The sequence below is a fragment of the Halorubrum salsamenti genome (assembly GCF_007671685.1).
Classification (GTDB): domain Archaea; phylum Halobacteriota; class Halobacteria; order Halobacteriales; family Haloferacaceae; genus Halorubrum; species Halorubrum salsamenti.
Genome location: NZ_VCNL01000008.1, coordinates 62,835 through 85,215 on the forward strand (window position 1 = coordinate 62,835; position 22,381 = coordinate 85,215).

22 protein-coding genes and 2 pseudogenes are annotated in these 22,381 nt (G+C 59.8%); 9 read left to right on the forward strand and 15 right to left on the reverse strand.

Translation table 11 applies throughout. The features are described 5' to 3' along the window. Window positions 1-172: 172 nt before the first annotated feature. Both FGL94_RS16330 and FGL94_RS16335 read right to left on the reverse strand, forming a co-directional pair. On the reverse strand, window positions 173-1,399 hold the full coding sequence (locus FGL94_RS16330; protein ID WP_144800141.1) for a hypothetical protein: 1,227 nt from the start codon (window positions 1,397-1,399) through the stop codon (window positions 173-175). A 69-nt stretch (window positions 1,400-1,468) separates the two neighbouring features. Beyond that, window positions 1,469-2,017, reverse strand: a complete 549-nt coding sequence (locus FGL94_RS16335) for a hypothetical protein (RefSeq protein WP_144800142.1) — start codon at window positions 2,015-2,017, stop codon at window positions 1,469-1,471. Window positions 2,018-2,295: 278 nt separating this feature from the next. On the opposite strand from FGL94_RS16335, the gene FGL94_RS16340 reads away from it, so the two are divergent. From FGL94_RS16340 to FGL94_RS16355, 4 genes are all read left to right on the forward strand, one after another. After that, window positions 2,296-3,240, forward strand: a complete 945-nt coding sequence (locus tag FGL94_RS16340) for a hypothetical protein (RefSeq protein ID WP_144800143.1) — start codon at window positions 2,296-2,298, stop codon at window positions 3,238-3,240. Window positions 3,241-3,242: 2 nt separating this feature from the next. After that, window positions 3,243-3,563 carry a hypothetical protein gene (locus FGL94_RS16345; RefSeq protein ID WP_144800144.1) on the forward strand — a complete coding sequence of 107 codons (321 nt, stop codon included), beginning with the start codon at window positions 3,243-3,245 and terminating at the stop codon, window positions 3,561-3,563. Window positions 3,564-3,595: 32 nt separating this feature from the next. Continuing rightward, window positions 3,596-3,973 carry a hypothetical protein gene (locus FGL94_RS16350; protein ID WP_144800145.1) on the forward strand — a complete coding sequence of 126 codons (378 nt, stop codon included), beginning with the start codon at window positions 3,596-3,598 and terminating at the stop codon, window positions 3,971-3,973. A 269-nt stretch (window positions 3,974-4,242) separates the two neighbouring features. Continuing rightward, complete coding sequence (locus FGL94_RS16355; RefSeq protein WP_144800146.1) at window positions 4,243-6,411, forward strand: type B DNA-directed DNA polymerase; 2,169 nt, start codon at window positions 4,243-4,245, stop codon at window positions 6,409-6,411. Window positions 6,412-6,549: 138 nt separating this feature from the next. Here FGL94_RS16355 and orc4 read toward each other — a convergent pair whose 3' ends face one another. Both orc4 and FGL94_RS16365 read right to left on the reverse strand, forming a co-directional pair. After that, complete coding sequence (gene orc4, locus FGL94_RS16360; RefSeq protein ID WP_049908454.1) at window positions 6,550-7,782, reverse strand: DNA replication protein Orc4; 1,233 nt, start codon at window positions 7,780-7,782, stop codon at window positions 6,550-6,552. Window positions 7,783-8,412: 630 nt separating this feature from the next. Continuing rightward, a complete protein-coding gene (locus FGL94_RS16365; protein ID WP_092893735.1) occupies window positions 8,413-8,736 on the reverse strand; it encodes a hypothetical protein in 324 nt (107 codons plus the stop codon). Between the two features lie 138 nt (window positions 8,737-8,874). Between FGL94_RS16365 and FGL94_RS16370 the strand changes: the two genes are divergently transcribed. Both FGL94_RS16370 and FGL94_RS16375 read left to right on the forward strand, forming a co-directional pair. Continuing rightward, window positions 8,875-9,801 (forward strand): helix-turn-helix transcriptional regulator, encoded by a 927-nt coding sequence (locus FGL94_RS16370; protein ID WP_144800147.1) that lies wholly within the window; start codon window positions 8,875-8,877, stop codon window positions 9,799-9,801. Beyond that, a complete protein-coding gene (locus FGL94_RS16375; protein WP_144800148.1) occupies window positions 9,798-10,601 on the forward strand; it encodes a DUF6036 family nucleotidyltransferase in 804 nt (267 codons plus the stop codon). Before FGL94_RS16370 ends, FGL94_RS16375 begins: the two co-directional genes overlap by 4 nt. Before the next feature lie 11 nt (window positions 10,602-10,612). Here the strand turns inward: FGL94_RS16375 and FGL94_RS16380 are convergent, their stop codons facing one another. The 5 genes from FGL94_RS16380 to FGL94_RS16400 all read right to left on the reverse strand — a co-directional run bounded on the left by FGL94_RS16380 (window position 10,613) and on the right by FGL94_RS16400 (window position 14,700). Further along, a complete protein-coding gene (locus FGL94_RS16380; protein WP_144800149.1) occupies window positions 10,613-11,428 on the reverse strand; it encodes a hypothetical protein in 816 nt (271 codons plus the stop codon). Between the two features lie 90 nt (window positions 11,429-11,518). Further along, the gene (locus FGL94_RS16385; RefSeq protein WP_144800150.1) at window positions 11,519-12,466 is read right to left on the reverse strand and encodes an ArdC-like ssDNA-binding domain-containing protein; all 948 of its coding nucleotides are present in this window, start codon (window positions 12,464-12,466) and stop codon (window positions 11,519-11,521) included. Between the two features lie 87 nt (window positions 12,467-12,553). Continuing rightward, complete coding sequence (locus FGL94_RS16390; protein ID WP_115821801.1) at window positions 12,554-12,901, reverse strand: hypothetical protein; 348 nt, start codon at window positions 12,899-12,901, stop codon at window positions 12,554-12,556. A gap of 139 nt (window positions 12,902-13,040) precedes the next feature. Then, a complete protein-coding gene (locus tag FGL94_RS16395) occupies window positions 13,041-14,258 on the reverse strand; it encodes a homing endonuclease associated repeat-containing protein (protein ID WP_144800151.1) in 1,218 nt (405 codons plus the stop codon). Between the two features lie 226 nt (window positions 14,259-14,484). Then, window positions 14,485-14,700 carry a hypothetical protein gene (locus FGL94_RS16400; RefSeq protein ID WP_144800152.1) on the reverse strand — a complete coding sequence of 72 codons (216 nt, stop codon included), beginning with the start codon at window positions 14,698-14,700 and terminating at the stop codon, window positions 14,485-14,487. A gap of 132 nt (window positions 14,701-14,832) precedes the next feature. Between FGL94_RS16400 and FGL94_RS16405 the strand changes: the two genes are divergently transcribed. Continuing rightward, entirely contained in the window at window positions 14,833-15,039 is a 207-nt protein-coding gene (locus FGL94_RS16405; RefSeq protein ID WP_144800153.1) for a heavy-metal-associated domain-containing protein, read from the forward strand. On the opposite strand, the pseudogene FGL94_RS16410 reads toward FGL94_RS16405, so the two are convergent. The 3 genes and pseudogenes from FGL94_RS16410 to FGL94_RS16420 form a co-directional block, all read right to left on the reverse strand. After that, window positions 15,036-15,911: pseudogene (locus FGL94_RS16410) on the reverse strand (heavy metal translocating P-type ATPase); the annotation flags it as partial. The gene FGL94_RS16405 and the pseudogene FGL94_RS16410 overlap by 4 nt on opposite strands. A 159-nt stretch (window positions 15,912-16,070) precedes the next feature. Further along, complete coding sequence (locus tag FGL94_RS16415; RefSeq protein WP_143114505.1) at window positions 16,071-16,259, reverse strand: hypothetical protein; 189 nt, start codon at window positions 16,257-16,259, stop codon at window positions 16,071-16,073. 173 nt (window positions 16,260-16,432) lie between these two features. Beyond that, window positions 16,433-17,845, reverse strand: a pseudogene (locus FGL94_RS16420) (heavy metal translocating P-type ATPase); the annotation flags it as partial. A 131-nt stretch (window positions 17,846-17,976) separates the two neighbouring features. Here FGL94_RS16420 and FGL94_RS16425 point away from each other — a divergent pair. Then, complete coding sequence (locus FGL94_RS16425) at window positions 17,977-18,531, forward strand: ArsR/SmtB family transcription factor (RefSeq protein ID WP_144800155.1); 555 nt, start codon at window positions 17,977-17,979, stop codon at window positions 18,529-18,531. Window positions 18,532-18,589: 58 nt separating this feature from the next. Here the strand turns inward: FGL94_RS16425 and lpdA are convergent, their stop codons facing one another. Together lpdA and merA are read right to left on the reverse strand one after the other, a co-directional pair. Further along, window positions 18,590-19,966 (reverse strand): dihydrolipoyl dehydrogenase, encoded by a 1,377-nt coding sequence (gene lpdA, locus FGL94_RS16430; RefSeq protein WP_144800156.1) that lies wholly within the window; start codon window positions 19,964-19,966, stop codon window positions 18,590-18,592. Between the two features lie 117 nt (window positions 19,967-20,083). Then, window positions 20,084-21,538, reverse strand: a complete 1,455-nt coding sequence (gene merA, locus FGL94_RS16435) for a mercury(II) reductase (RefSeq protein ID WP_144800157.1) — start codon at window positions 21,536-21,538, stop codon at window positions 20,084-20,086. A 78-nt stretch (window positions 21,539-21,616) separates the two neighbouring features. Here merA and FGL94_RS16440 point away from each other — a divergent pair, with 78 nt between their 5' ends. Next, entirely contained in the window at window positions 21,617-21,970 is a 354-nt protein-coding gene (locus FGL94_RS16440; RefSeq protein ID WP_144800158.1) for a winged helix-turn-helix transcriptional regulator, read from the forward strand. Between the two features lie 54 nt (window positions 21,971-22,024). Here FGL94_RS16440 and FGL94_RS16445 read toward each other — a convergent pair whose 3' ends face one another. After that, entirely contained in the window at window positions 22,025-22,336 is a 312-nt protein-coding gene (locus FGL94_RS16445) for a hypothetical protein (protein ID WP_144800159.1), read from the reverse strand. Between the last annotated feature and the right edge of the window lie 45 nt (window positions 22,337-22,381).

Sequence of the window (22,381 nt, forward strand, 5' to 3'; positions counted from 1 at the left end):
AAGCATCTCGAAGACCGCCTCACGGCAGAAGGTACCATCCGGGATCGAGAGTACTCGCTCGTCGATTCGGTAGCTACGTCGCCGATGCAGCGACCGTGACGCCGCCACCAATCAGGCACTGAACTCGCCGAGGCCCGATTGCTCGTGCTCCAGTGGCTCAGCCGTACTATGCCTATTCCCGGACATCGAATGCTTTCACCGCGACACGGACCGGATACCCACTCTCCGACTCCAGTCGATATACGCCGTGATCTGCAATCTCCGGCACCTCAGAAACGTACCGGTCGTGCGCCATCGTCGCCTCCCGTATCCGGTCTTCAACCGTCCCGAAGTCCTGGCGCCGTGAGAAGATCAAGAGTGCAGCGTGTGAATCCCGGACAGTCAGGTTGTTTAGGAGCTGGTCAACCGCGTCCGTATACACAGATGGTCCATCCCAGAATTTGCACTCCGCGATGAACAGGTTCTCGTTATCATACCGGAGCAGGATATCCGTCTTCCCACCGCGGTTGAACGTTTCTCCGGTCGCGAACCCGGAGTAATGCGAATTAATCCCCATCAGGAAAATATCCCGTAGCGACTCCTCATCCAGACCCCGGACCGGCGTGGCGGATCGTTCCAGATCACGTCCTAAGTCGTCAAGCAGATCCAAGACCTCGATAAAGGTCCGGTCCTGGAGCACCTCGTCATCACTGTCCGCAGCCGGTGACGGTAGCTCAATCTCTCGCTTTTTCTCCGGCACTACATATCCAGGTTCCGCGGTGTCACCGGTGTCGACACCCAGTTCGGCCATCACCGCATGGTTTGTATCAACGATCTCCCGCCGTTCCTCAATCGAGCGGCGGGCGGTTCGCCGCAGCTGCTCCTCCATCTCCGCGATATCATCCTCAAGCTGTTCCACGAACCACGCCACCTTATCCACCCATTCGTCAACCTCTGACTGAATTTCGGCTTGGACCTGTTCCGCATCCTTATTCCCGATTGTGTAGTCAACGTGGTAGACGACCTCGTTCCGGTTCAATTCATTGTAGCGCGGTTTGTTCAGCTTTGAGGAGCTAGGATTGATCTGCAGGAGGTCGCTGTCGCCGTCGAACGGCAGCTTCACACGGATCCGCTGGTACGTTTTAGTAGGCCGACCGCGCTGATTGAGGCCGGGCAGGCCTTGGCCACGCGGGACCTCTTTCTCGACCTCGCCGACCTGTTCCAAATCGTAGTCGTTGAGCTGGATCGGGGACGGTATGTATCTTGACGTGAATATCAGGGTCAGGAGGTCGGTGCTGTCCTGCAGCTCGTCGTTGGACAGTCCCTTGATTTCGTCCTTCAGCGCTGTCTCTTGCTCCCGCCTGTACTCGTGGATTGATTGGTCGGAGAAGAGATGGTCAACTGATTGTCGCCGTCTCATTACCACGTAGTTGGGCCGTGATCTGTCATAAAATACCGGATCAACTAGTAGACCGGTTGTATCACAGGATCACGAACTACGGGCTTCCCGTTCGACCTCGCGCTCTACCGCATCCGACTCCTCATACAAGAACCGTGATGGCCGCCCCTGCGTGAACCCGCAGCCGGGACACTTCCAGATCGGCTTGTCATCCCGGAATCGCCGCGATTTCGTGTCTGTCATCAGATCGGTACCGCACTCCGGACAGACCGGTGAGTCAGCATACGCGTAGGCGTCACCAAGACTGCGCTGGCGGCCGTGCAGCACTCGCCATTTCACGCCGAACTTATCGACCTCCCACTCGGAGACATCGCGCCGAGGCTTCCCTCGAGCCGTGGCGACGAATGCGGCGGACCGGCCACTACTACCACTGTTACCGAACGTGTTCCGGGCCCAGGACAGGAGCCACCAGAGCAGAGCGAACGCAATTATGGCGATCAGCACGACCCGGAGATACGGGTTGTTCAGGAAAGTGAGAGGGTCGATATCAGTAATGGTCTTTGGGAGAAGTGGCTGGAGTAGGGAGGCGATGAGGATTGCGGCCGCCGCGGTTACGATTTCGTCGACCGAAATTTCCATTTGATAACTGATTACATACCAGTATGGTTAGATGTGTCGAATTACCGGAACATGTTGATCTCATCCATCAATATTCGAGATGCGCGCTGTGTATTCAGTACAGCCAAAGGTCGATCACTACTTGAGGGTTGAAAGACCGTTCTGGAAACATTCCCAGAAACAGACGAAACATAGTAGAAATCCGGTGACGGAGCCGGTTCTAAATTTGTCCCAAACCTTCCCGGAAACGCGGAAGCGACACGCCGCAGCTTATCGGGAATATGGCCATCTAGTCGAGTATGCCCAAGCACTCTACATCGATATCAAACCAATTAGCGGTGGATCAACCGACCCGGGACGCTAACCGCAATCGAACCCTTGCCGATCAAGCCGACCCAACCACGGAGAAGATGCTGTTGCCGTCACTTGAGGACGGCATCACGCTGCTCGACGTCGAGGGAGGCCGCGGCGTCCCAATCTTGCAATCGCTCGTGCTCGACCATCTCCTTTTGCACGACGGGCCCGCCTTCTGGGTCGACGCGAACGGCCACGCGACGACGACCACGCTCGCCCAAATCGCCCCCAGCCAGCGGTTGCTCAACCGGATCCACGTCGCGCGCGGGTTCACCGCCTACCAGCACTACGGCACCGTCTGCGATCTCCCGACGGCGGTGAACCAATCTATCCGGAGATCTACCGCAGACACCGGGACGAGCAGTCGACAGTCGACGGCTCGCAACGAGGACGCGTCCTCGCACACCCCGTCGCTCATCGTCGCCCCGGCAGTCGATGCGCAGTACCGCACTGACGACACGCTCGGAGACGCCCACGCCGGGACACTCCAAGCGCGAACGCTCGCTCGACTGGCGACCTACGCGGATGGGTACGAGGTGCCGGTGCTCGTTACTCGCAGCAAAGCGGACGAGTTCGCGGCGCCGGTCGCGACAGCCGCTGATCGCCGTCTCGAGTGCGAGCAGACCCGGATGGGGCCACGGTTCACGGGTGAGGAGTTCGAGACGCTCGTCTATCCCGTCGACGATGGGGCATACTACCAGACGACGTTTACCTACTGGCGTCAGGTACTCGGCGCACGTGCCGAACAGGTCGGGCTGGAACCGGCCTTGCCCTCCACCCCGACCACGACCTCCGACGGCGTCGGAACGGGGATGACGGCCAACGGAACGACCGCATCACTCACTGCGAACCCACTACTCGATGCCTGGACGAGTGCTGGAGGGCGATAGTAATGGGGCGCACCAATCCGACGTATCGGGATGCGCTGCGAACTATCGAGGAGCGATGGACGGATTTCCGTCGGGCGCTCCGTCGTCGCGACCAACCGCGCTTCGACCAGCTGTTCGAGTACGCTCGCGAGCACGCCGACGCGAGTGGCCTGTTGAACCACCAAAACCCGCTGTTGCCGGCGCTGATCAGCATCGATCTCGAACAGGAAGCCCGACTCGATGAACACGAAGACCGCCTCGCTGAACTCGAAAACGCACTCAACGAGGCGGACGATCGGCAACAACACTCCGAGGCAGGTACAACGGAGGACGGATTGTACTGATGGTTTTTAGTACGGGGTACTAGACCGTTCGTATGGCAACGGATCGTTTTCAGAGAATCAACGACTTGGAATCAGGTGATCGAATTCGAATCCACCTTACCGGAGACGGTCCGGTTGAGGCTGGCGGTGTGACGTTTCAGAATCCGTGGGAGACCTCCGTCGGAAGCGTACACGAAGAGAGAAAGGACCCCCGGAAGGGAGATGAGGTCCGACATATCGAATTTCATCGGACAATGCGTCTCGATGCACCTGACGAGATCGTGCCGCCTGATCGCATCGTGTTGAAAACTGCACATCGGATGGAGCAGGAGAACACACTTCGGCTGACATTCAAACAGCTGATCGAAGATAGTCCCGGTCACTATACTCTCCATGCCCTGGGACTCGAGGATCTCGAGGTTCTCGAATGAATTTGTATCGAATACAGCGCCTCAGTACCGTAATTAGTAGACTTAACCAACATCCCGTAGCAAGCGTGGGTTTTGTTGGTTAAGATGGACGGAGAAGGGGATCAGCGCCCCGGAAGTGTTTGTGGAAAATGGATGGAAAGCCCCAAATTCGCGTTCCACGCCCTTCGCAGCCGTGTCACACAGATTCCCTGAACTCCGGAAGCAACACACTGCCGATTATCGGGTGAGCGTACGTTGGCGTGCCTATGCTGGAGGACGATAGATAGAAAATGCCATTCACATTCGATTTCCTTGATGATGGCCGTGTCCTCGAATGGGAGACGACGGCTGACGGCGCCGTCGCGACCGAACGCGAAGACTACTCGCCGCGCTTCTACGTCGCATCCCGCGCACCAGATGACGAGATCGACCTCACGAGACTCCGCAGCGTGTACGAACGGCACCCGGACGTCGTCGCGACCGATATCGTCGCCCGGCGGCCAGGCTTCCGTCGCGACGACGAGGACGTCCTCGCCGTCGACGTTGTCCACATCGATCGGATCACCTCGCTGGCTCGACAGGCACGCCAGCTGTCCGAGTACCCTGTGGGGGATCTCGCCTGCTTCAATGTCGATCTCTCGCGGGAGTTTCGGTACTGTCTCGAGAACGATGTAGATCCGACGCCAACGAGCGATCTCTCGACGCTGCGACTCGACGTCCCACTCACAGAGACAACAGGCGATGCGTATACCGAACTTGCCGTCGGCGGCGAGACGGTCACGGGCCCGCCAGCAGATATCCTGACGACAGTCCAAGCTGCGCTTGACGACCACGATCCGGACGTCCTCGTCTGCTCGACGAGCGAGATCGTCCCGACCCTGTACGAGATGGCTGCCAGCAATGGCGCCGACAATTTCTCGTTGAGCCGGACCCCAGAGGGCGATTTCCAGCAGCTCGCGAGCCGCTCGACCTACGCGAGCTACGGCCGCGTCGGGCACTCGCCGGCGCGCTACAACGTGCCCGGAAGAGCAATCATCGACCGATCGAACACGTTCTTCTTTGGCGAGACCAACATCGACGGCGTCCTCGACCTGGTCTCGCGGTCGCGCAAGCCGATACAGGAGGCAGCCTGGGCGTCGATCGGCAACATCCTCACAGCCATCCAGATCTGTGAAGCCCACGAACGCGGCGTCCTCGTCCCGTGGCACTCCTGGCGCCACGAGAAATTCAAATCAACAGGGGTGCTCCACGATGCCGATCGTGGTGGGTTCATCTTCGCACCTGAGGTCGGACTCCACGAGGATGTCCACGAACTCGATTTCTCCTCGTTGTATCCGAACATCATCTGCACGCACAACGTCTCGCCGGACGTGATTCGCTGCGAGTGCCATCGCGACCGCGAGGACGTCCCCGGACTCGGGTACTCGATCTGTGACGACCGGGGCTACCTCGTCGACGTCCTCCAGCCGATCATCGATGCGCGCGACGAGATCAAAGCCGCCATCCGTCGCGAACAAGAGCGTGACGAGCCTGATGAGGAGCGCCTCGACGAACTCGAAGGGCGGTCGGGGGCGCTGAAGTGGATCCTCGTCGCCTGCTTCGGCTATCAAGGGTTCAGCAACGCGAAATTCGGCCGCATCGAGTGTCACGAGGCGATTAATGCATTCGCTCGTGAGATTCTGCTGACGGCGAAACAGCGGCTGGAAGCTGGCGGCTGGCGCGTCGTCCACGGAATCGTCGACTCCATCTGGGTGACGCCCGACCCCGACGTCGACGACGATGACCGAGAGGACCTCGGGACGCTCGCGACGGCAATCACGGAAGAGGTCGAGATTCGGTTCGAACACGAAGCCCACTACGACTGGGTGGCGTTCGTCCCGCAGCGCGAGAGCGACGCTGGTGCGTTGACGAAATACTTCGGGAAGGTCGCCGGCGGCGACGACTTCAAAATCAGAGGTATCGAAGCCCGACAGCGTTCGACTCCGCCGTTCATCGTGGACGTCCAGCGGGACTGTCTTGACCGGCTCGATGCTACGCGGTCACCGGACGCGGTGCTCGGCCGGCTCGAACGAGCAATCGACGAACTGCAGGCGGGCAACGTAGCAGTAGAGCGGCTCGTCGAGCGGAACCGTGTCTCCAAGCCCCTGGAAAGCTACTCACAGAATACCCAGAACGTGGCCGCCTTGAAACGGGCCCGCGAGCAGGACCTGGCAGTCCACCCGGGCCAAGATATCGAGTACGTGGTCGTCGACGAGGAGAAATCCTCGCGAGACCGGGTCGCCCTCGCCCACGAGGAGATCGAGACCTACGACGCCTCGTACTACGAGACGCAGCTGATCAGAGCGGTCGAAAGCGTGCTTTCACCGCTCAGGTGGGACCGAACCAATATTCGCCGAGAGCTCTCCGGTGAGAGGGACGCCGTTTTGAGCTCGTTCGGAGCCTCCAACGAACTGTCGTAGTGGACCCCACCCCTGGTTTCCGTCGTTTCGATCCAACCCCACGTTTCCGACGTAATTTTCGACCCCCTCGTTTCCGTCGTTTCCTCACGCCCCACCCCGGATTTCCGTCGTCCGCACTCACTCAGTAGTAGGGGGTCACTACTCGCGAGTCCAGTCCTGCATCCGGCTGTCCTCGAGGATCGTTTCGCGGACGACCTGGGGATCTTCGATGAGTCGGTTCTGGAGGTGGATGCCGCCCGCACTCCCCTTGTTGATCTTCTCGATTTCGACAACCCCGAGGAAGGCTTGCTCTTTCAGGATGTCGCGAAACCGGCGGACGGAGAGGATATCCATATCGAGATGGTTGCAGATGCGTTCGTACTGGTCGTACACCCGACTCGTGAGGAACGCATCGTCGTTGCTGTTGACACTCAGCTCCGTGAGCGCCAGCAACGCCGCCTTCGCCTGCGTGGGTGCGCCGTTCACGAGTTCTCTGAACCGGTCCTTTTCGGCGTGCTGCTGTGCCTGGCGGACGTGTTCCTCCGTCACCTGCTCTGCTCCGGCCTCGTAGGCGACCTCCCCGGCGTGGCGAAGAATGTCGATCGCCTTCCGAGCGTCACCGTGCTCCTGCGCGGCGAAGGCCGCCGAGAGCGGAATCACGTCCTCGGAAAGGACGCCGTCCTGGAAGGCGTCCTCACGGTTGAACATAATCTCCCGTAACTGGTTGGCGTCGTATGGCTTGAAGAACAGCTCCTTGTGCTGGAAGCTGCTTTTCACGCGCTCGTTCACGTTGTCGACGTACTGGATCTTGTTGCTGATCGCGATGACACCGACGCTACAGTCGATTTTTCCCGCCTCCTCAGCGCGCGAGAGCTTCATCAGCACGCTGTCGTCGTTCATCAGATCGATCTCGTCGAGGATGATGATCACAGAATCGAATTGAGCGTCGAGCGTCTTCCAGAGGAGTTTGTAGTATTTCGACGTACTGAGGCCGGTATGGGGGACGGAGATTCCAGTCGAAGATTCATCGTTCAGCTTCGCGGCCAGTGAGGAGATTGCTTGAGTCTCCGTGTTGTCTTCAGCACAGTCGATATACGCGGTTCCAATCTCGACGCCATCCTGAGCGGCATTCTGAGCTCGTTGGCAGACGTGTTTCGAAACGAGAGATTTACCAGTCCCCGTTTTCCCGTAGATCATCACGTTTTCTGGGGAGTACCCGTGGACAGCACCGTTGAGACGTTTCGCGAGCTTCGAGATTTCCTCGTCGCGACCGACGATCCGGTCAGCCTCCGGAACGTGGCCGATTTTCAGGAGATCCTTGTTCGCGAAGATGCGATGCCCGGATTCAAAGAGTGGATCGTCGACAGAACTGGGTGAAGAGTCGGGCGTCATTGAATATCACACGGTGTGGGCGGGGGGAGTATAAATCTAGTGGAGAACGCCACCCCACGTTTCCGACGTTCCTTGTCCGATATCAGCGGGAAAATGCCGTTATTCGGTGGAATTGGATTGCTGACAATATAGCCGCGTTTCCGACGTGAGAGAGGAAACCCGTAGACGGAAGCGGCGCGTTGTTGTCGAATCCCGAACCCACACACCCCACGTTTCCGTCGTAATCACCGAACAGGTGGGGAGGGGACTCGAAGAAGACATCCACGACGGGATACCAAAGACGAGAGCGGCCTAGCCGTCCAATACTGGCCGCCTACAGAAGCAGCTGGAAAGGATCGTTTCATCTGAGGGGGCGAAGTACTTCGCCCCCTCCTTGGTTGAAGTACACTTAATGAGCGTTTCTCAGCTATACTACTTTAATCTATGTGTTGGAGAAGTTAGTTCTTCTCTAGATTGGTTCTAGGTCAACAGAATTAGTGGCTGCATAGCGCTATCGTAGCCTCTCCCTATGCCGTCGTGGAGAAACGACGGAAACGCGGGGGGTGTGGTCCCTTCGAAATCAGCGCCACCCCCTCCACCAACATCCAGTTACGACGGAAACGTGGGGTGGGTGTCCTCCATCATCGAGTTTTACTCGTCCGGGTTGACCGGACCCTTGTACTGAGAACGAATCTTCTCTCCCTCCCGCCACTGCCAGTAGTAGTAGCGATTGTCGTTGATTTCCTTGATCGTGATCGTTGCTTTGGCCGGGACGTCGTCCGGAAGATCGTCTGGCCGTTCTTCGACCTCTTCTTGATCTGCCGACTCCTCGAGACGGGCCTCTCGTTCCTTGTGCTCGGCGAGCGCCTCAGCGTACGTCGCAACGTCTCGGAGCTGCTCCGGGTCCGACTCGTTGAGCGTGTTGACGATCTCCGTCGGGAGGTTCGCCGGTGGGGTCGGGGGTTCGTAGGACATCGGCGACTCTCGTGTTAACCAACACGGCCCACGAATCCATAGTTTTGTTGGTTAAGACGATGGAGACGGCTCCCGTGCTTGCTGGATGTAACACTACTCGAAACTTCTTTATATGGCAGTTTCGTACTATGTTACACCGTGCTCCGGCGTATCGAACTCGAGGTCCTCGCCACGGTCGACCGCGGCGACACGATCTCCGAACTCGCGACGAAGCTCAACCACAGCGAGAGCTACCTCTCTCGTGCCGTCGCCGACCTCGTCGAAAAGGGACTCGTCTTCACGGAACGCGACGGGCGGCGAAAACGAGTCGTTCCGTCGGATGCTCGCGCCGTCGAACTCTACCGGGACCTCGTCCGCCAGCACTCCCATATCGACTTCCCCGAACTGCTGACGGGCAAGGCACTCGAAGTGCTGTACTACCTCGACCAGCCGCGAACCGTCTCCGAAATCGCCGACCGGAGCGACAACTACCGCAACACGGTTAACCGCGTCCTCAAGCGGTTTCGTGACCGTGGTCTCGTCGGGACGGCCGACGGCCACTACGAGTTCAACGCTGACTTCGACCGCCTCCACGAGTTCGCCCGGGAACTCGTACATCATCTACATCGCCAGCGTCTCGAAGCCGTTGCCCCGAAGGGGACGATTCTCTGGGAGGACTACGACGAATTCCTCGCGCAGGCAGAGACGGAGATCGACGCGGCGGCGTTCCACGAAACCGGCCTCGCTCGGTTCGCAGCCTTCGACCTCCAGTTCCTGCTCACCGGCCACCGCTACTACGTCTACTCCGAGGATCTCGACGCAGTCTCGCCGGCGGAACTTTGCTGTCACACGCTGCTGATCGACGACGGCAGCCGCCACCGCTCGTACTGTCTCCTCCTGCTCAGCCACGTCGACGTCGACGAGGCGGCCCTCCGAGAGCAGGCGGCGAAGTATGGCCTCGAAGACGATATCGACGCCTTGCTCCGCTACCTCGAGACGCACGGCGAGGTAGACGACGACCGACTCCCGGAGTGGGACGAGTTCCAGGAGCTGGCGGCTGACTACGAGGTGCCATTACCAAAATGAGACCAACATTCGGACGCGAGTACATCGAGAACGAATTCCAGCGGATCGTGGATGGCCTCTCAGCCCCGCTCGCGGTCTACCTGATCGGTGGTGGCGCGATGTCGCTGCGCGACCTCAAGGGGGCGACGAAAGATATCGACCTGGTCGTCCCGGATGGCGACGCGTACGGTCAGCTGTGGGCCGTCTTGATGGACCTCGGGTATGCGGAGGTTCAATCGCTGGATCCAGATTATCGGGCGCTGGGGGCAACGAGCTGCGTTGAGAACGACGACGGGTGTCGCCTTGACATCTTCAACCAGCAGGTCGCGAACAAGCTCGTGCTCACCGACGGGATGCAAGAGCGCAGCGAGCCGTTCCTCGACACAGATCAACTGACGGTCCGGCTGGTCAGCAACGAAGATATCTTCCTGTTCAAGGCGATCGCAGGCCGCGACGACGACATCGAGGACATGAATATGCTCGTACAGGCCGGTCTCGATTACGACGTCGTCCGGACTGAACTCGAAGCCCAGATCGAACGCCTGGGGGACGATCAGTTCGCCACGTTCGCGAACGAGGCCCTGGTCGAACTCGAGGAGCGGTACGGAGTAACCACGCCGATCGAGGGGCGCGTTCAGGAACTGACGAATAGGTACTACCGGGGGCTCGAAGTCCTCCAGGCACTCGATGAACCGATGACCGTCGACGAACTGGCCGCGGAACTGGAGCTGGATGACGAGGAGGTTCACGACCGGATCGCGTATCTCTCAACGTTCGACCGGGTCCGTCGGGATGGCGACACAGTCCGTCCCGTGGAGTAGTCTGGCCACGACTACGGGGAGGGAAGGCGGCCGTCTGGTCGGGGAACGCGGCCCCGTTTAATCTCGTGATCGACGCGGCGCAGGTGCTTGCAGCCGCCCTCGGGTGAACGTTGCTGCCAGTCGGGACAGGTACACGATTCGTCGATGACGTCGACTTCGTACCGGTTCCCTGACGCAGACTGTACCTCGTAGCGGCCACCCTTCGAGAGGAGTGAGACGTCCATCGCTTCGGCGACGGCACGCTTCGTGCGGGGCTCAAGATCGTCCTCCGACTGTGCGTTCTCGTCGACGACCAGTCGGTCGCGAACGTCGCCTGTTCGGCCACCGTCGGGAGCGACGGCTTCCGCAGGGCCACTGAGCCGCTCGTGAAGCACTTCCTCCACCGGATGGCCTTCCGGCCAGAGGTAGTGGACCTCGCGACGCTCGCGATGGTCGTAGGAGCCGCACGCGGCTGCGCTCCCAGTCCAGACGCGCCAGGCACCGAGCGCGGCCATCACGTCGACAATGGCGCGAGGAACTGCCTGGTGGTCGTCCGGGAAGAACACCCGGAAGCGGGTACACGCTTCTCGCGGCGGGACGGTCTCCCACCAGTCTTCGCTGGAGCCCCAGCTATCGAACATCGCCTCATCGCTCCCGTAGCCGACGGTCACGCCGTCGGTCGGCGTCCAGTCTGCTGGGAGGTGGTCCGCCTCGCCTTCAAGCACCCGAAGAACGGCGTATCGGAGGTACTCGTGGGCTTGGTTGTCTGTCGTACGAGCGACCTGGTCGTGCTGCTCGGCAACGTGCTCGGCTTCCTCGAGGACCGTCGTGAGATTGGGTTCAGTCATCATTCGACGGAGGTCTGAATGCGCCTCCGCCCCTCGGCGGGCGCTGAAAAACTTAACCAACAGAACGGAAGGAATCCATCACTCTGTTGGTTAACTATGTTGGGACGAGGAGTCTCCTTCGAGCACGTCGATGAGCTCTTCTGCTGTAGAACTGATCCGTCCGAGCCGCTCGCGAACGACCTCGGGATCGTCCGACTCCCACGCAGCGAGGTAGAACGCCGACCCGCTAGTGTCCAACCCACAGTACCGCCCGACGACATATGCGACGGCTTCGGCCTCGACCTCGCGTTTCGCCCGCTCGGTGTCGTCGTCGACGTCGAAGTGGAGCAGAGCGTGGGCGTACTCGTGAATTAGCGTCCGCGCGAGGTCGGCCTCGTTCTCCCGATCACGCACCTCGACGAGCGGCTGAACGTCGACGAGGCTCAGCTGCTCGCAGATGCCCTTTGCCTCGCCGTGGGTCCACTCCTCGGCTGGAACGATCTGCACCGTCACGCCGAGGTCGTCAGCGGCGCCAGTCAACTGTTCGACGAGGTCGCCGGCGTCGCCGGTCGCTTCCGTGTCCAGGTCGGGAAGCGGCTCGCCCTCGGTCTGGGAGATGTCGAACACCGGTGCGGGTTTGAACCCGACCAGGCCCTCGGACCACTCCTCGGGCGGCGTCTCGTCGTACTCACAATCACTGTCCTCGTGGTAGCTCGGCGAATTCTCGCACTCCGGGCACTGCTTGGTGATGATCGGCGCCCAGATCCAGATGGCCGACTCACCCTCCTTGACGTGGCGGTCGAACTCCTCCTGCCACGTCCGGTAGCCCGCCACCCGGCTCGCCTCGGGACACTGCCGCTTGATGAGGAGCGTGTTCCGGTAGGAGTAGTCGTGGAAGCGACTCTGGACGTCGAGCCACTCTTGGAACTCCACGCTGGCCTGCGCGTTGTCGACGCCGGCGACGAGGTCGTCGATCCACTGTTCGATGGTACTGTTCATCTCGTCGGATCGTGTGTCGGTCTGGTCGAAGGAGACCGACGAGTCTCTGATCGTGGACATCGTGTTCACCGAATCAAGTTCACGGCGACTGCGTCTGTTCAGACCGCGCCGCACCCCTCAGGGGCGTTCAAAAAACCGCTCTGTCGGTCAGCGGAGCTCGTGGCGTTCGTCCGCAAAGCCGACCGTGACGAGGTACTCGAGGAACTCGTCGAACCGCTCGACGTCACTGGGCGTGTCGGTCGCAAGATGACGCGCCCACTCGATGGCCCACTGGAAGGCGGGATCCGTGCCGCCCTTGCCGTGAATGTACCACCACCGGGCCGCCTTGAGAACCACTATGGGATTCGTCGGCGGCTGCTCACCGGCGAGCCCACGGGTGATGGACTCGATTTCGTCGGGGACATCGGCGGAATCGACCTCCGCTGATTGCGTGTTGTCGATGTCGACCGGGATCTCGTCGATCGAGACGTTGTCAGGACGCTGTTGTTGACTCACTGGAAGTCACCTCTGAGGGCTCTCGAAGGAGCCCTCGCCCTCTCTGGGGGCACGAAAAACAGGTCGCGAAGTCACGCCGGCGGGAGGTAGACGCTCTGCTCGCCGGCAGACTATCGTGCTGAACGTGGAACTTCGCTTGTTAGTCAACCACTGGTTGGACTGGAAGCCGTTCGAGGCGGCGGTGGCACGGGATACAGAGAGTCAACAGGTTACTCGGTACATCTGCATCGTCGACCGACCGGTCTGGGTCGTTGTAGAACCGGCGTCGAGGGATCCTATGATGAACCGGGAGATCACGTCCGAATTTATCGCGGTGAGCTTCGCGGCCCATACCGCAGCGCAGACAGGATTCATTGTCACGGGTAATGATTTCCTCACGAATCTGTGGCCAGTTCGAGCCGAACGGTACTGTCTCGGTATTTGACTGGCGGTAGTCGTCTAAATAGTCTGGATCGGCCGCCTGTAGGGCTGTTCGCCATGATCCGAATACGCGCCGATACGGCTGGGTCGTGAATTCCCCGTGTTTAATCATCTCACCCGTTGTCGGCGGATGACCCAACTCTTCGGCGAGCTCTCGCAATTCGGTCAATAAACCCTCACGTGGAATTCGCCACCGGGTATTTGGCTCGAAGCCAGCGGCTGTAAGCGCCTCGTTCCAAGAACCGAACCGCTTCTGGTAGACCGATCCGCTCCATTTTCCCTGGTCCTGCATCTCCTCTTTGCGCGGAATGTGTCCCAACTCTTCGCTGAGTCTCTTGAGTTCAGACAGCAGAGTGTCTTCACTCACGTTTCGTGTATAGTTTATTTCTAAGCCAGCCCTCTGAAGAGCCTGATTCCAATTTCCGAAGGCCCGTTTGTACGGATCCGAGGTGTACGGACCATCTTGATCCATCTCGTCTGTCGTGGGTGGGCGGCCAAGTTCCTCAGCGAACTCCTGTAGAGCAGCAATAAGTGCTTCTTCGGAGAGATTCAGTTCAACGTTGGGCTCCAACCCAGCTGCCCGTAGAGCTGAGTTCCACCCGCCGAATCGCTTGCAGTACGTTTTCACCGAGTACTTCCCGTAACTTCTGTAGGTTCGCTCTGAAGGTGCCTCTCCTACGATTTCAGCGACTGATTTGAGGTCCACAAGAAGATCGGCTTTCGGTGTCGCTGGTCTTCCGTTTGGTTCGTTTGTTCCCGTCTCAAGGTCGGCAGTCTTGAGCGCTTCATTCCACGACCCGAAACGGTCCGCGTAGGTCTTTGCGGCATGAGTGCCGGACTCGTTCATCTCATTCTGCGACGGGGGCCGCCCGAGTTCCGACGCGAATTCCCGGAGACGATTGAGGAGTTCTTCGTCTGAGTACAGCTTCTTGCCCATGATTTGTGATGTGATTGAATCACTCAGTTTGGTCCCGGCTTGGTATTTGAATGTCAGTTCTCGTGTTTGTGAGTCGTTACCTGTTGATGCTGACTGAGCTTCTATTCGATCCCGCGAGGCCGCTGCTGGCTGCCTCGCACCCATCGAGGGGGCCGAAAAACTGAGGCACACCCTGTTAACCAACAATGGGGAAACCCACGTGGAGTGTGTTGGTTAAGGATAGAGCTTACTCTTCGCCCTCACGTAGCTCTTCAGCCTTCCACTTGAGCCGGCGCAGGATCTGCGTTCGATTCTGGTTGGCGTTCTCGTAGGCAACACACTCTTGGAGGGTTTCCATATCCGGAATCGTCGCGATTCCTGCCTTGATCAGGCGCGTGTTCGATGCTTCAAGCCGCTTCTCTGGCGAGAATTCGTTACTCTCTTGCTCGTCAGTGGACCCCATCTCAAAGAGCCTCCACCCCCGTTGGGGCCGACACAAACAACTCTCCGGACGATAACGCCCCACCTCTCATAGGGTAAAACCGATACAACAGTTACCGTAATGGCCATCCCCCGCGAGTGTTTACAGTCCCGTATGGAGCGAAAGACGATCTCAGTCACCGGGATGTCGTGCAACGGGTGCGAACAGAACGTGGAGACCGCCCTGCGAAACCTCGATAGTGTGACTCGGGTCGAGGCCGACCACAAAGCTGACACGGTCGACGTGGTCCTCGAGGATGAGGTCTCAGATGACGATGTGAACGCGGCAATCGAACAGGCTGGCTACGACGTCGTGGCCTAATCGGCCGCCGCTCGGCCGTCGCTCACGTTATCGTCCGTGCGTTCGTCGAGGGCGAACTCGGTGTTGACACCCTCGCCCGAGAGGAGTTGACCAGCGAAGCTGTTGGCGAGGACGGCCGAGACCGACAGCACCATCGCGAGCATCGCGAACACCGGGTGAACGAGCCCGGTGGTCGCAGCGGCGACGCCGATGCCGTTGAAGGCGAACGCCGTCGCGAGATTCTGGCGGGTCTTCCGGTAGCTTTCGGTCCCGATGTCGTAGGCGTCCATCACGCCGCCGAGCCGGTCACCCATCAGGACGATGTCCGCCGATTCGATGGCGATGTCGGTCCCTGCGCCGATCGCGATCCCGATGTCCGCCTGCGTGAGTGCGGGGGCGTCGTTGATGCCGTCGCCGACCATCGCTACGCGGTGGCCGGCTTCCTGCAGGTGACCGATCTCTTCACGTTTCTCGTCGGGCAGGACGTCGGCCATAACGCGATCGATGCCGACCTCCTCGGCGACAGCCTGCGCGGTGCGTTCGTTGTCGCCGGTGAGCATCATGGGTGTGATACCGGCGTCGCGCATCCGCCGGATGGTCTCCGCGGCGTCGGCTTTGATTTCGTCGCCGATGCAGATCAAGCCGATCAGGTCACCGTCACGGACAACGCCGGCGACGGTGAGGCCGCGGCCCTGAAGTCGTTCAATGTCGTCGCTCTCCTTCGACAGGTCGATCCCCTCGTCGCTGAGCCATCCCGTTTTCCCGACCAGCACGTCGTCGCTGGCCACGGTCGCTCGGACGCCCTTGCCGGTCACCGAGTCAAAGGCGTCAGGATCCGCGTACTCGCCGCCCTGCTCGTCGGCGGCCTCGAGGATCGCATCAGCGAGCGGGTGCATTCGTCTTTAGTTAAGAGCAAAATCGCGGTACAGCGACGGGATCAGATGGCAGAGAGTAGTCTTCTATTCGTCTAAGACGGTGTCGATATGAACACAGTCAATTTGTGATTTCAAATAACGCTCTAAGAAGTCCGTGCACTTGGTGCACGGACTTCTCTACGAGTTAGATCGTTTCCTATTGCGGATAACCAGCTCTCGGGTCTTTTCTATTCTCTCTTCATCATTCTGCAAATATGCTGCGAGGATCGCTTCAACGATCTCGGAGCGGCTTGCTCCGAGATCTGAGCACTCATCGACAAGTGTATCGAGCTCTTCAACGAGTTCAGTTCGGACGGAGACGCCCATTTTGGTTCGAGTCATAATCTTAGACGTTCTCAAAAATACGTGCACTAGGTGCACGGTAAGCTTATCGTCTCATTCCAATTTAGATCAAAAGATTGTCATAATAGATCTCAGCTGCTACTTGCACAGCGAAGCAATCGTGCTGCTGTCTTGCGATTCCTTAACTAAAGACGAATGGCGAGCGGGTGTTCGGAGAAGGCCTCCGCACTGGCCGCAGTCGTGAGTACATCCACCTCGTCGGCACCGAACGCGACGACCTCACTAACGGCGGGTTCGCCGACGGTGATGGTGCCGGTCTTGTCCAACACGATGTGGTCGACGTCGGGAAATATCTGGAAGGCGTCACCGGAGCGCATCAGGATGCCACGGTTCGCGGCCTTCCCGCCGCCCCGGATCAGGGCCAGCGGTGTCGCCATCCCGAGCGCACACGGATAGCCGAGCACGAGGACCGCCAGCGCCGCGAACGCCCCGCGCTGGACGTTTGGGGCTGCTCCCCACGCGAGGGGGGCGACCACCCAGAAGAGGAACGACAACCCAGCGATCGTCAAGACGCCGGGGACGAAATACTTGAGCACGCGGTCGGCGAGCTGGATGATGCCGGGCTTCATCGCCCGCGCCTCCTCGATCTCGCGGGCGATCTGGTTTAGGAACGCGTCCTCCCCGGTTGCAGTTACCTCGATGAGCAGCGCCCCGGTCTCGTTGACGCTGCCACCGATCACCGTGTCGCCGCCCGTTTTCTCCTCGGGAATGGACTCCCCGGTGGCGACCGATTCGTCGACTGTAGACTCACCCTCGACGACTTCGCCGTCGACGGGGATGTTCTCGCCGGGCTTGACCCGGACGCGATCACCGATGTCGAGGTCGTCGACAGGAACCTCCTCGACATCACCGTCATCACTGACGCGGCGTGCCGTGTCGGGCTGGAGGTCGAGAAGGCCTTGGACGGCTTGGGAAGCTCGCGTGCGGACGATGAGGCTGGTGTACTCCGAAAGGATGTGATAGGTGGTGATGAACACGGAAACGGCGAAGAAGTGGACGGTCGGGAAGCCAGGGAACACGAACAGGCCGAGCAGCCCACCAAGTAACCCTGCGAATGCACCTGCTTCCAAGAGAACGTGCTGATTGAAGATCCCCCGGCGCAGGCTCTGGTAGGCTTTCTCTTTGATGTACCGTCCAGAACCGAACATCGTCCCGAGCGCCAGCCCCAGTGTCACCAGATCCATCACAAGAGATGATGACTCGAAGCGTCCCATCACGAGAATCATCCACCCCATCAGGGCAGCGACCACGATAGATGCGCCACCTGCGAGGAGGAGGCGGCGCTTGCCGTCGGCGAGTTCGGCCTGCTGTTGCTCGTACCGCTTCGCTTTGTCCGGGTCGCGGATGGTGTACCCGAGATCCCGGAGCGTGTCCTTCACCTCGACCTCACTCAGCAGGTCGTTGTCGTATTCGACGAGAACTTCCTCGTGGGCGAGACTCACGTCGACGTCCTCGACACCATCGGTTCGGCTGTAGGCCTTCTTGATGCTCTCGGCACAGAACGAGCAGGACATTCCCCCGACGTTGAATTGTTCGTGTGTCGTTCCCATCGTGGATGGTGGTTACCGTGCGACGCGGATAACCATTACGACGATAGTTATAGCGGTCTCGATGTTATACTACCACTGTGGGGTGAGTGGCGTTACTCTTACTGTCGTTGTCCGTCTACCTCCTCACAAGAATGGCGCTCCTTGAATCTGACGTACCGATCCGGGAAGTCGTAACCACCGACCCGGAGAAAGCGAAGGCGCTGGAGAACGATGTCCGGGCGAAGATCCTCGATATGCTCGCGACCGAGGAGATGACGATCGAGGAGATTCACGACGAACTGCATCGTCGCGGCGAGGAGAAGGCGGAAACAACGGTCCGCCACCATGTGAACGTCCTAAAGGACGCCGGGATGGTCGAAATCGCGCGGCTCGAGGAAGCTGGTGGTGGGACACGGAAGTACTACAAGTCGAACACACGGGTCTTCTCGTACGACCTTCCAGAAAGCAGCGGAGAGCAACTTGCTCCGGCGCAGGACACGACTCGTGAAGAGCTAGCTGCGCTGATCGAGACCCTCGCCGAGCAACACGGCGACGAGATCGAGGCCGTAGCCAAGGAGATGAAACCGTGTGAATACTGCGAATCCCAGCACTACAAGGAGTTCGTCGTTCGAGAACTGCTCAATCGCGCGCTCATCGACCTCGGCGAAACTGGGGAGCTCGACGAACTCTTATCGACAGCTGAGTGACCGATTCCGCGGTGAAATATCGCCTGCTCTGTGACGTAATAACTCGCTTCAAGACGCGTTACGAGGGTTTGTGAACACCTCCGGCGGCTGAGTTGATGCTCTCGGGGAGCGTGGGGTGGATGTGCATCGTGTCGGCGATCTGGTCGGCGGTCGCGCCGAGTTCGATGGCGAGGATGAGTTCGTGGACGATTTCAGCCCCTTGTTCGCCGACGACGTGGGCACCAAGGAGTTCGTCGGTGTCGGCGTCGGTGACCAGTTTGACGAATCCCTCGGTCTCACCGAGTGCCTTCGGCTTGCCCTGGTCGGCGAAGTCCTGGCGGCCGATGCCCACCTCGTACCCTTCGTCTCGTGCTTCCTGTTCGGTCAGTCCGACGTGGCCGACCTGCGGGTCGGTGAACACAGCCCACGGGACGGTTCGGTCCTCGGTGCTGATCGTTTCGTCTTTCGCGAGGTGTCGATACAGGAGGTCGGCGTCGTCGCGCGCGGAGTGAGTGAACATCGGTGGCCCGCTCACGTCGCCGATGGCGTAGATACCGTCGGCAGTCGTTTCGAAGCTGTCGTCGGTCTCGACGAATCCTCGCTCATCGAGCGACACGTCGACATCTTCGAGGCGGAGACCGTCCGTATTCGGCGTCCGCCCGGCGGCGAGCGCGACGTCTGAGACGGTGACGGCGCCGGCACCATCGGCATCGACTCGGATGCCGGAATCAGTCTCCGACAGTGCCGTCACGGGCGCGTCTGCCTGGACGGTGATTCCTTCGTCTTCGAAGGCGCTCTCGATAACCTCGCTCACCTCGGGGTCCTCGTTCGGGAGGAGGTGGTCACCGCGCTGGAAGACGGTGACATCAGCGCCGAATCGGCTGTACATCTGGGCATACTCGCAGCCGACGTACCCCCCGCCGATGACGGCAAGCGAATCGGGAACTGCGTCAAGCTCGAGCAAATCTGTACTGTCGTGGACCTCGACGGCGTCGAGACCGTCGATCGGCGGCTTCGCCGGGCGTGCCCCCGTATTGATAATGACCCGGTCGGCCGAGAGTGTCTGGTCGTCGACCTGGACTTCGTCTTGTGACGTGAAGACGCCGTGGCCTTCGATGAAATCGATGTTCTCGTTTTCCTCGACATTTTCATAGGCGCCCTCACGGATGCTCTCGACGATGTCGTCTTTGCGATCGAGAATCGCTTCCATGTCGGCCTCGATTGCGCTGTCGATGTCGATGCCGAACTCCTCGCTGCGGCGGGCGAGATTCGCGACCTCCGCGCTCCGGAGCATAGTCTTTGTTGGGATACACCCGCGATTGAGACACGTTCCACCGAGGAGATCCTCCTCGACAAGGGCCGTCTCCATGCCCGAATAGGCACACTTCATCGCGACGGGGAGGCCGGCCATCCCACCCCCGAGCACGAGCAGATCGTAGTCGTATCCGTTACTCATCGCTCTGGCTCCCGATCTGGATTGTATTGTGGTCTGCCGTTGCTTCTCGGGTGGTACATTGAACGAGAATCACTGTATTCTTGGATACGGTCATAATTCGGATAATGCTGGTGGGGATTACTCAACGCAGCAGCTCATCGTCGACGTGTCCCGCCGAAACGCCTGACAGGCCTGTTTGAACGCCTCGGAGAACGTCGGGAACGGGTGGACGGTGTCGATGATGTCATCGACGGTGAGGCTGAACTTCACCGCCAGCGTCGCTTCCATGATCATGTCAGCGGCACGGGGGCCGACCATGTGGACGCCGACGATCTCGTCAGTCTCGTGGTGTTTGACGACCTGGACGAGGCCATCTGTGTTCTTGACTGCCTTCGCCCGCGGGACATCCTCCATCTGGACGGTTCGGCACGAGCAGGTGCCGTGCTCGTCCATGTACTCCAGTTCGGTCGTGCCGACTGCGGCGACTTCGGGACTGGTGAAGACGACTGCCGGGACTGCGTCGTAGTCGATGCTGACGCCCTCGTCGCCGAAGGCGTTCTTGACGGCTTGATTGCCTTCCTTGGCGGCGACCGTCTCCAGTTCGGGTTCGCCGATCACGTCGCCCGCCGCGTAGATGTCGGGATTGGTCGTCTGGAAATGTTCGTCGACACGAATCGTCCCGTCGTCGTTTGTTTCGACCCCTACCGTTTCCAGGCCGATGCCCTCGCTGTTCGGCTGGATGCCGGTCGCGACGAACAGCGCGTCCCTTGTAACTGTCCGCTCGGTGCCGTCGACGACTGTTTCGACGGCGACGATTGACTGAACCGCTTCGGTTCCACCGTCGGCTGCTCGCCTGCGGACGCGCTGGAAGTCGTTGCCGGTCATTACCTCGATGCCGTCCTCCTCGAACGTGCGCTGCATCTCGCGACCCAGTTGGCTTTCCATGTCCGAGAGGACGTGGTCGGAGCGCTGGAGGATGGTCACGTCGACGCCGACGCGGTGGAGGATCTGGCCCCACTCCAGCGCGATGTATCCGCCACCAAGCATCACGATGCTCTCGGGGAGGTCGCGCTCCTCGAGGATGGTCTCGCTCGTGTAGTAGTCAACGCCGCCGAGGCCGTCGATGGGCGGCGCCCAGGGCGAACTTCCGGTCGCGACGAGCGCCTTCTGCCCAGTGATGCGCGCGCCCTCGTCAGCGCCGTCGACGACCTCGATAGTCGTGTCGCCGACCAGCTGGCCGTAGCCCTCGTAGATGTCGGTCTCGAAGTGCTCGGCGATATCGACGTAGTTCTCCTGCCGGAACCGTTCGACGAGTTCGTCGGTGCCGTCGAGTGCGTCGGCCCAGTCGACGGTCGGCTCCTCGGAGTATCGAACGGCGTCGAAGGGATTCTCCGACGCTGCAGCGCCGCTCTCGGCGACGGCGAGAAGATGCTTACTCGGGACACAGCCGACGTTCACGCAGGTCCCGCCAATCGGCAAGCCTGTGTTCACCATCGCAGTCGAGAGGTCCCGCCGGCTCGCTTCAGTGATCGCGGCGAACGCTGCGGCGCCACCGCCGAGAATCACGAGATCATAGTCGGAGGTGTGGGTCATCAGTGCCTATACTTTACGACGGGAAGTTCTTATGCTCCAGAGTCCGAAGCTATAGAGTAGGTTGGAGGCTACGAAGCTATGGCAGATACTACTTCACCGGCGCCAACGTGCGATGTTGAGGGGACGTGCTACTGTCCGCTCACAGGAGTTATCGACACGTTGAGCCGAAAATACGCGATGCAACTCGTTAGCATCATCGGCGCACATGACTCACTGCGGTTCGCGGAGATCGAAGACCACCTCCCGACAGCGAGCACGTCGACAATCTCGAAACGCCTGAACGAATTCGAGGAGGCAGGGCTCGTCTCACGGACGCAGTACAACGAAATCCCACCGCGTGTCGAATATGCGTTGACAGAGGATGGCGACGAGGTTCGAACACGACTGGAACCGTTACTCGAGTGGGCGACAGAAAATAGCGGAAATGCGTAAACCGAGCCATTCCAAAAGAGAAACCAATTCTCCACGGACTCCCCTCAAGTCTGGTTAGGCCTCTGGGGATTCGAGTACTGTGAGATTCTGGACTGGGAAGGGATTGCTTTCTCCGGCGAACTCGTCCTCAGGGACGTAATGCCAGAGGTGGCCGTTTACCTGGTAGAGAAACGACTCGCTGCCTTCTGCTTCTACTCTCACCCGCTTCCCGACATTATCGTCTTCTTCCCAGCCGATGACGGTCAACGGCTCGACGGGCCATTCAAAGAATTTGACCGAGTCACCAGGCTCCAACTCTTCAAAGGTCTCTATATCCCCCTGCTGTGGCTCTCGCGCGTCGAGAGTCGGATTATGCTCAATAGACATGGTCTCTGGGTGCGCCCCTACTCACTTAATACTGTCAGCAGTGGA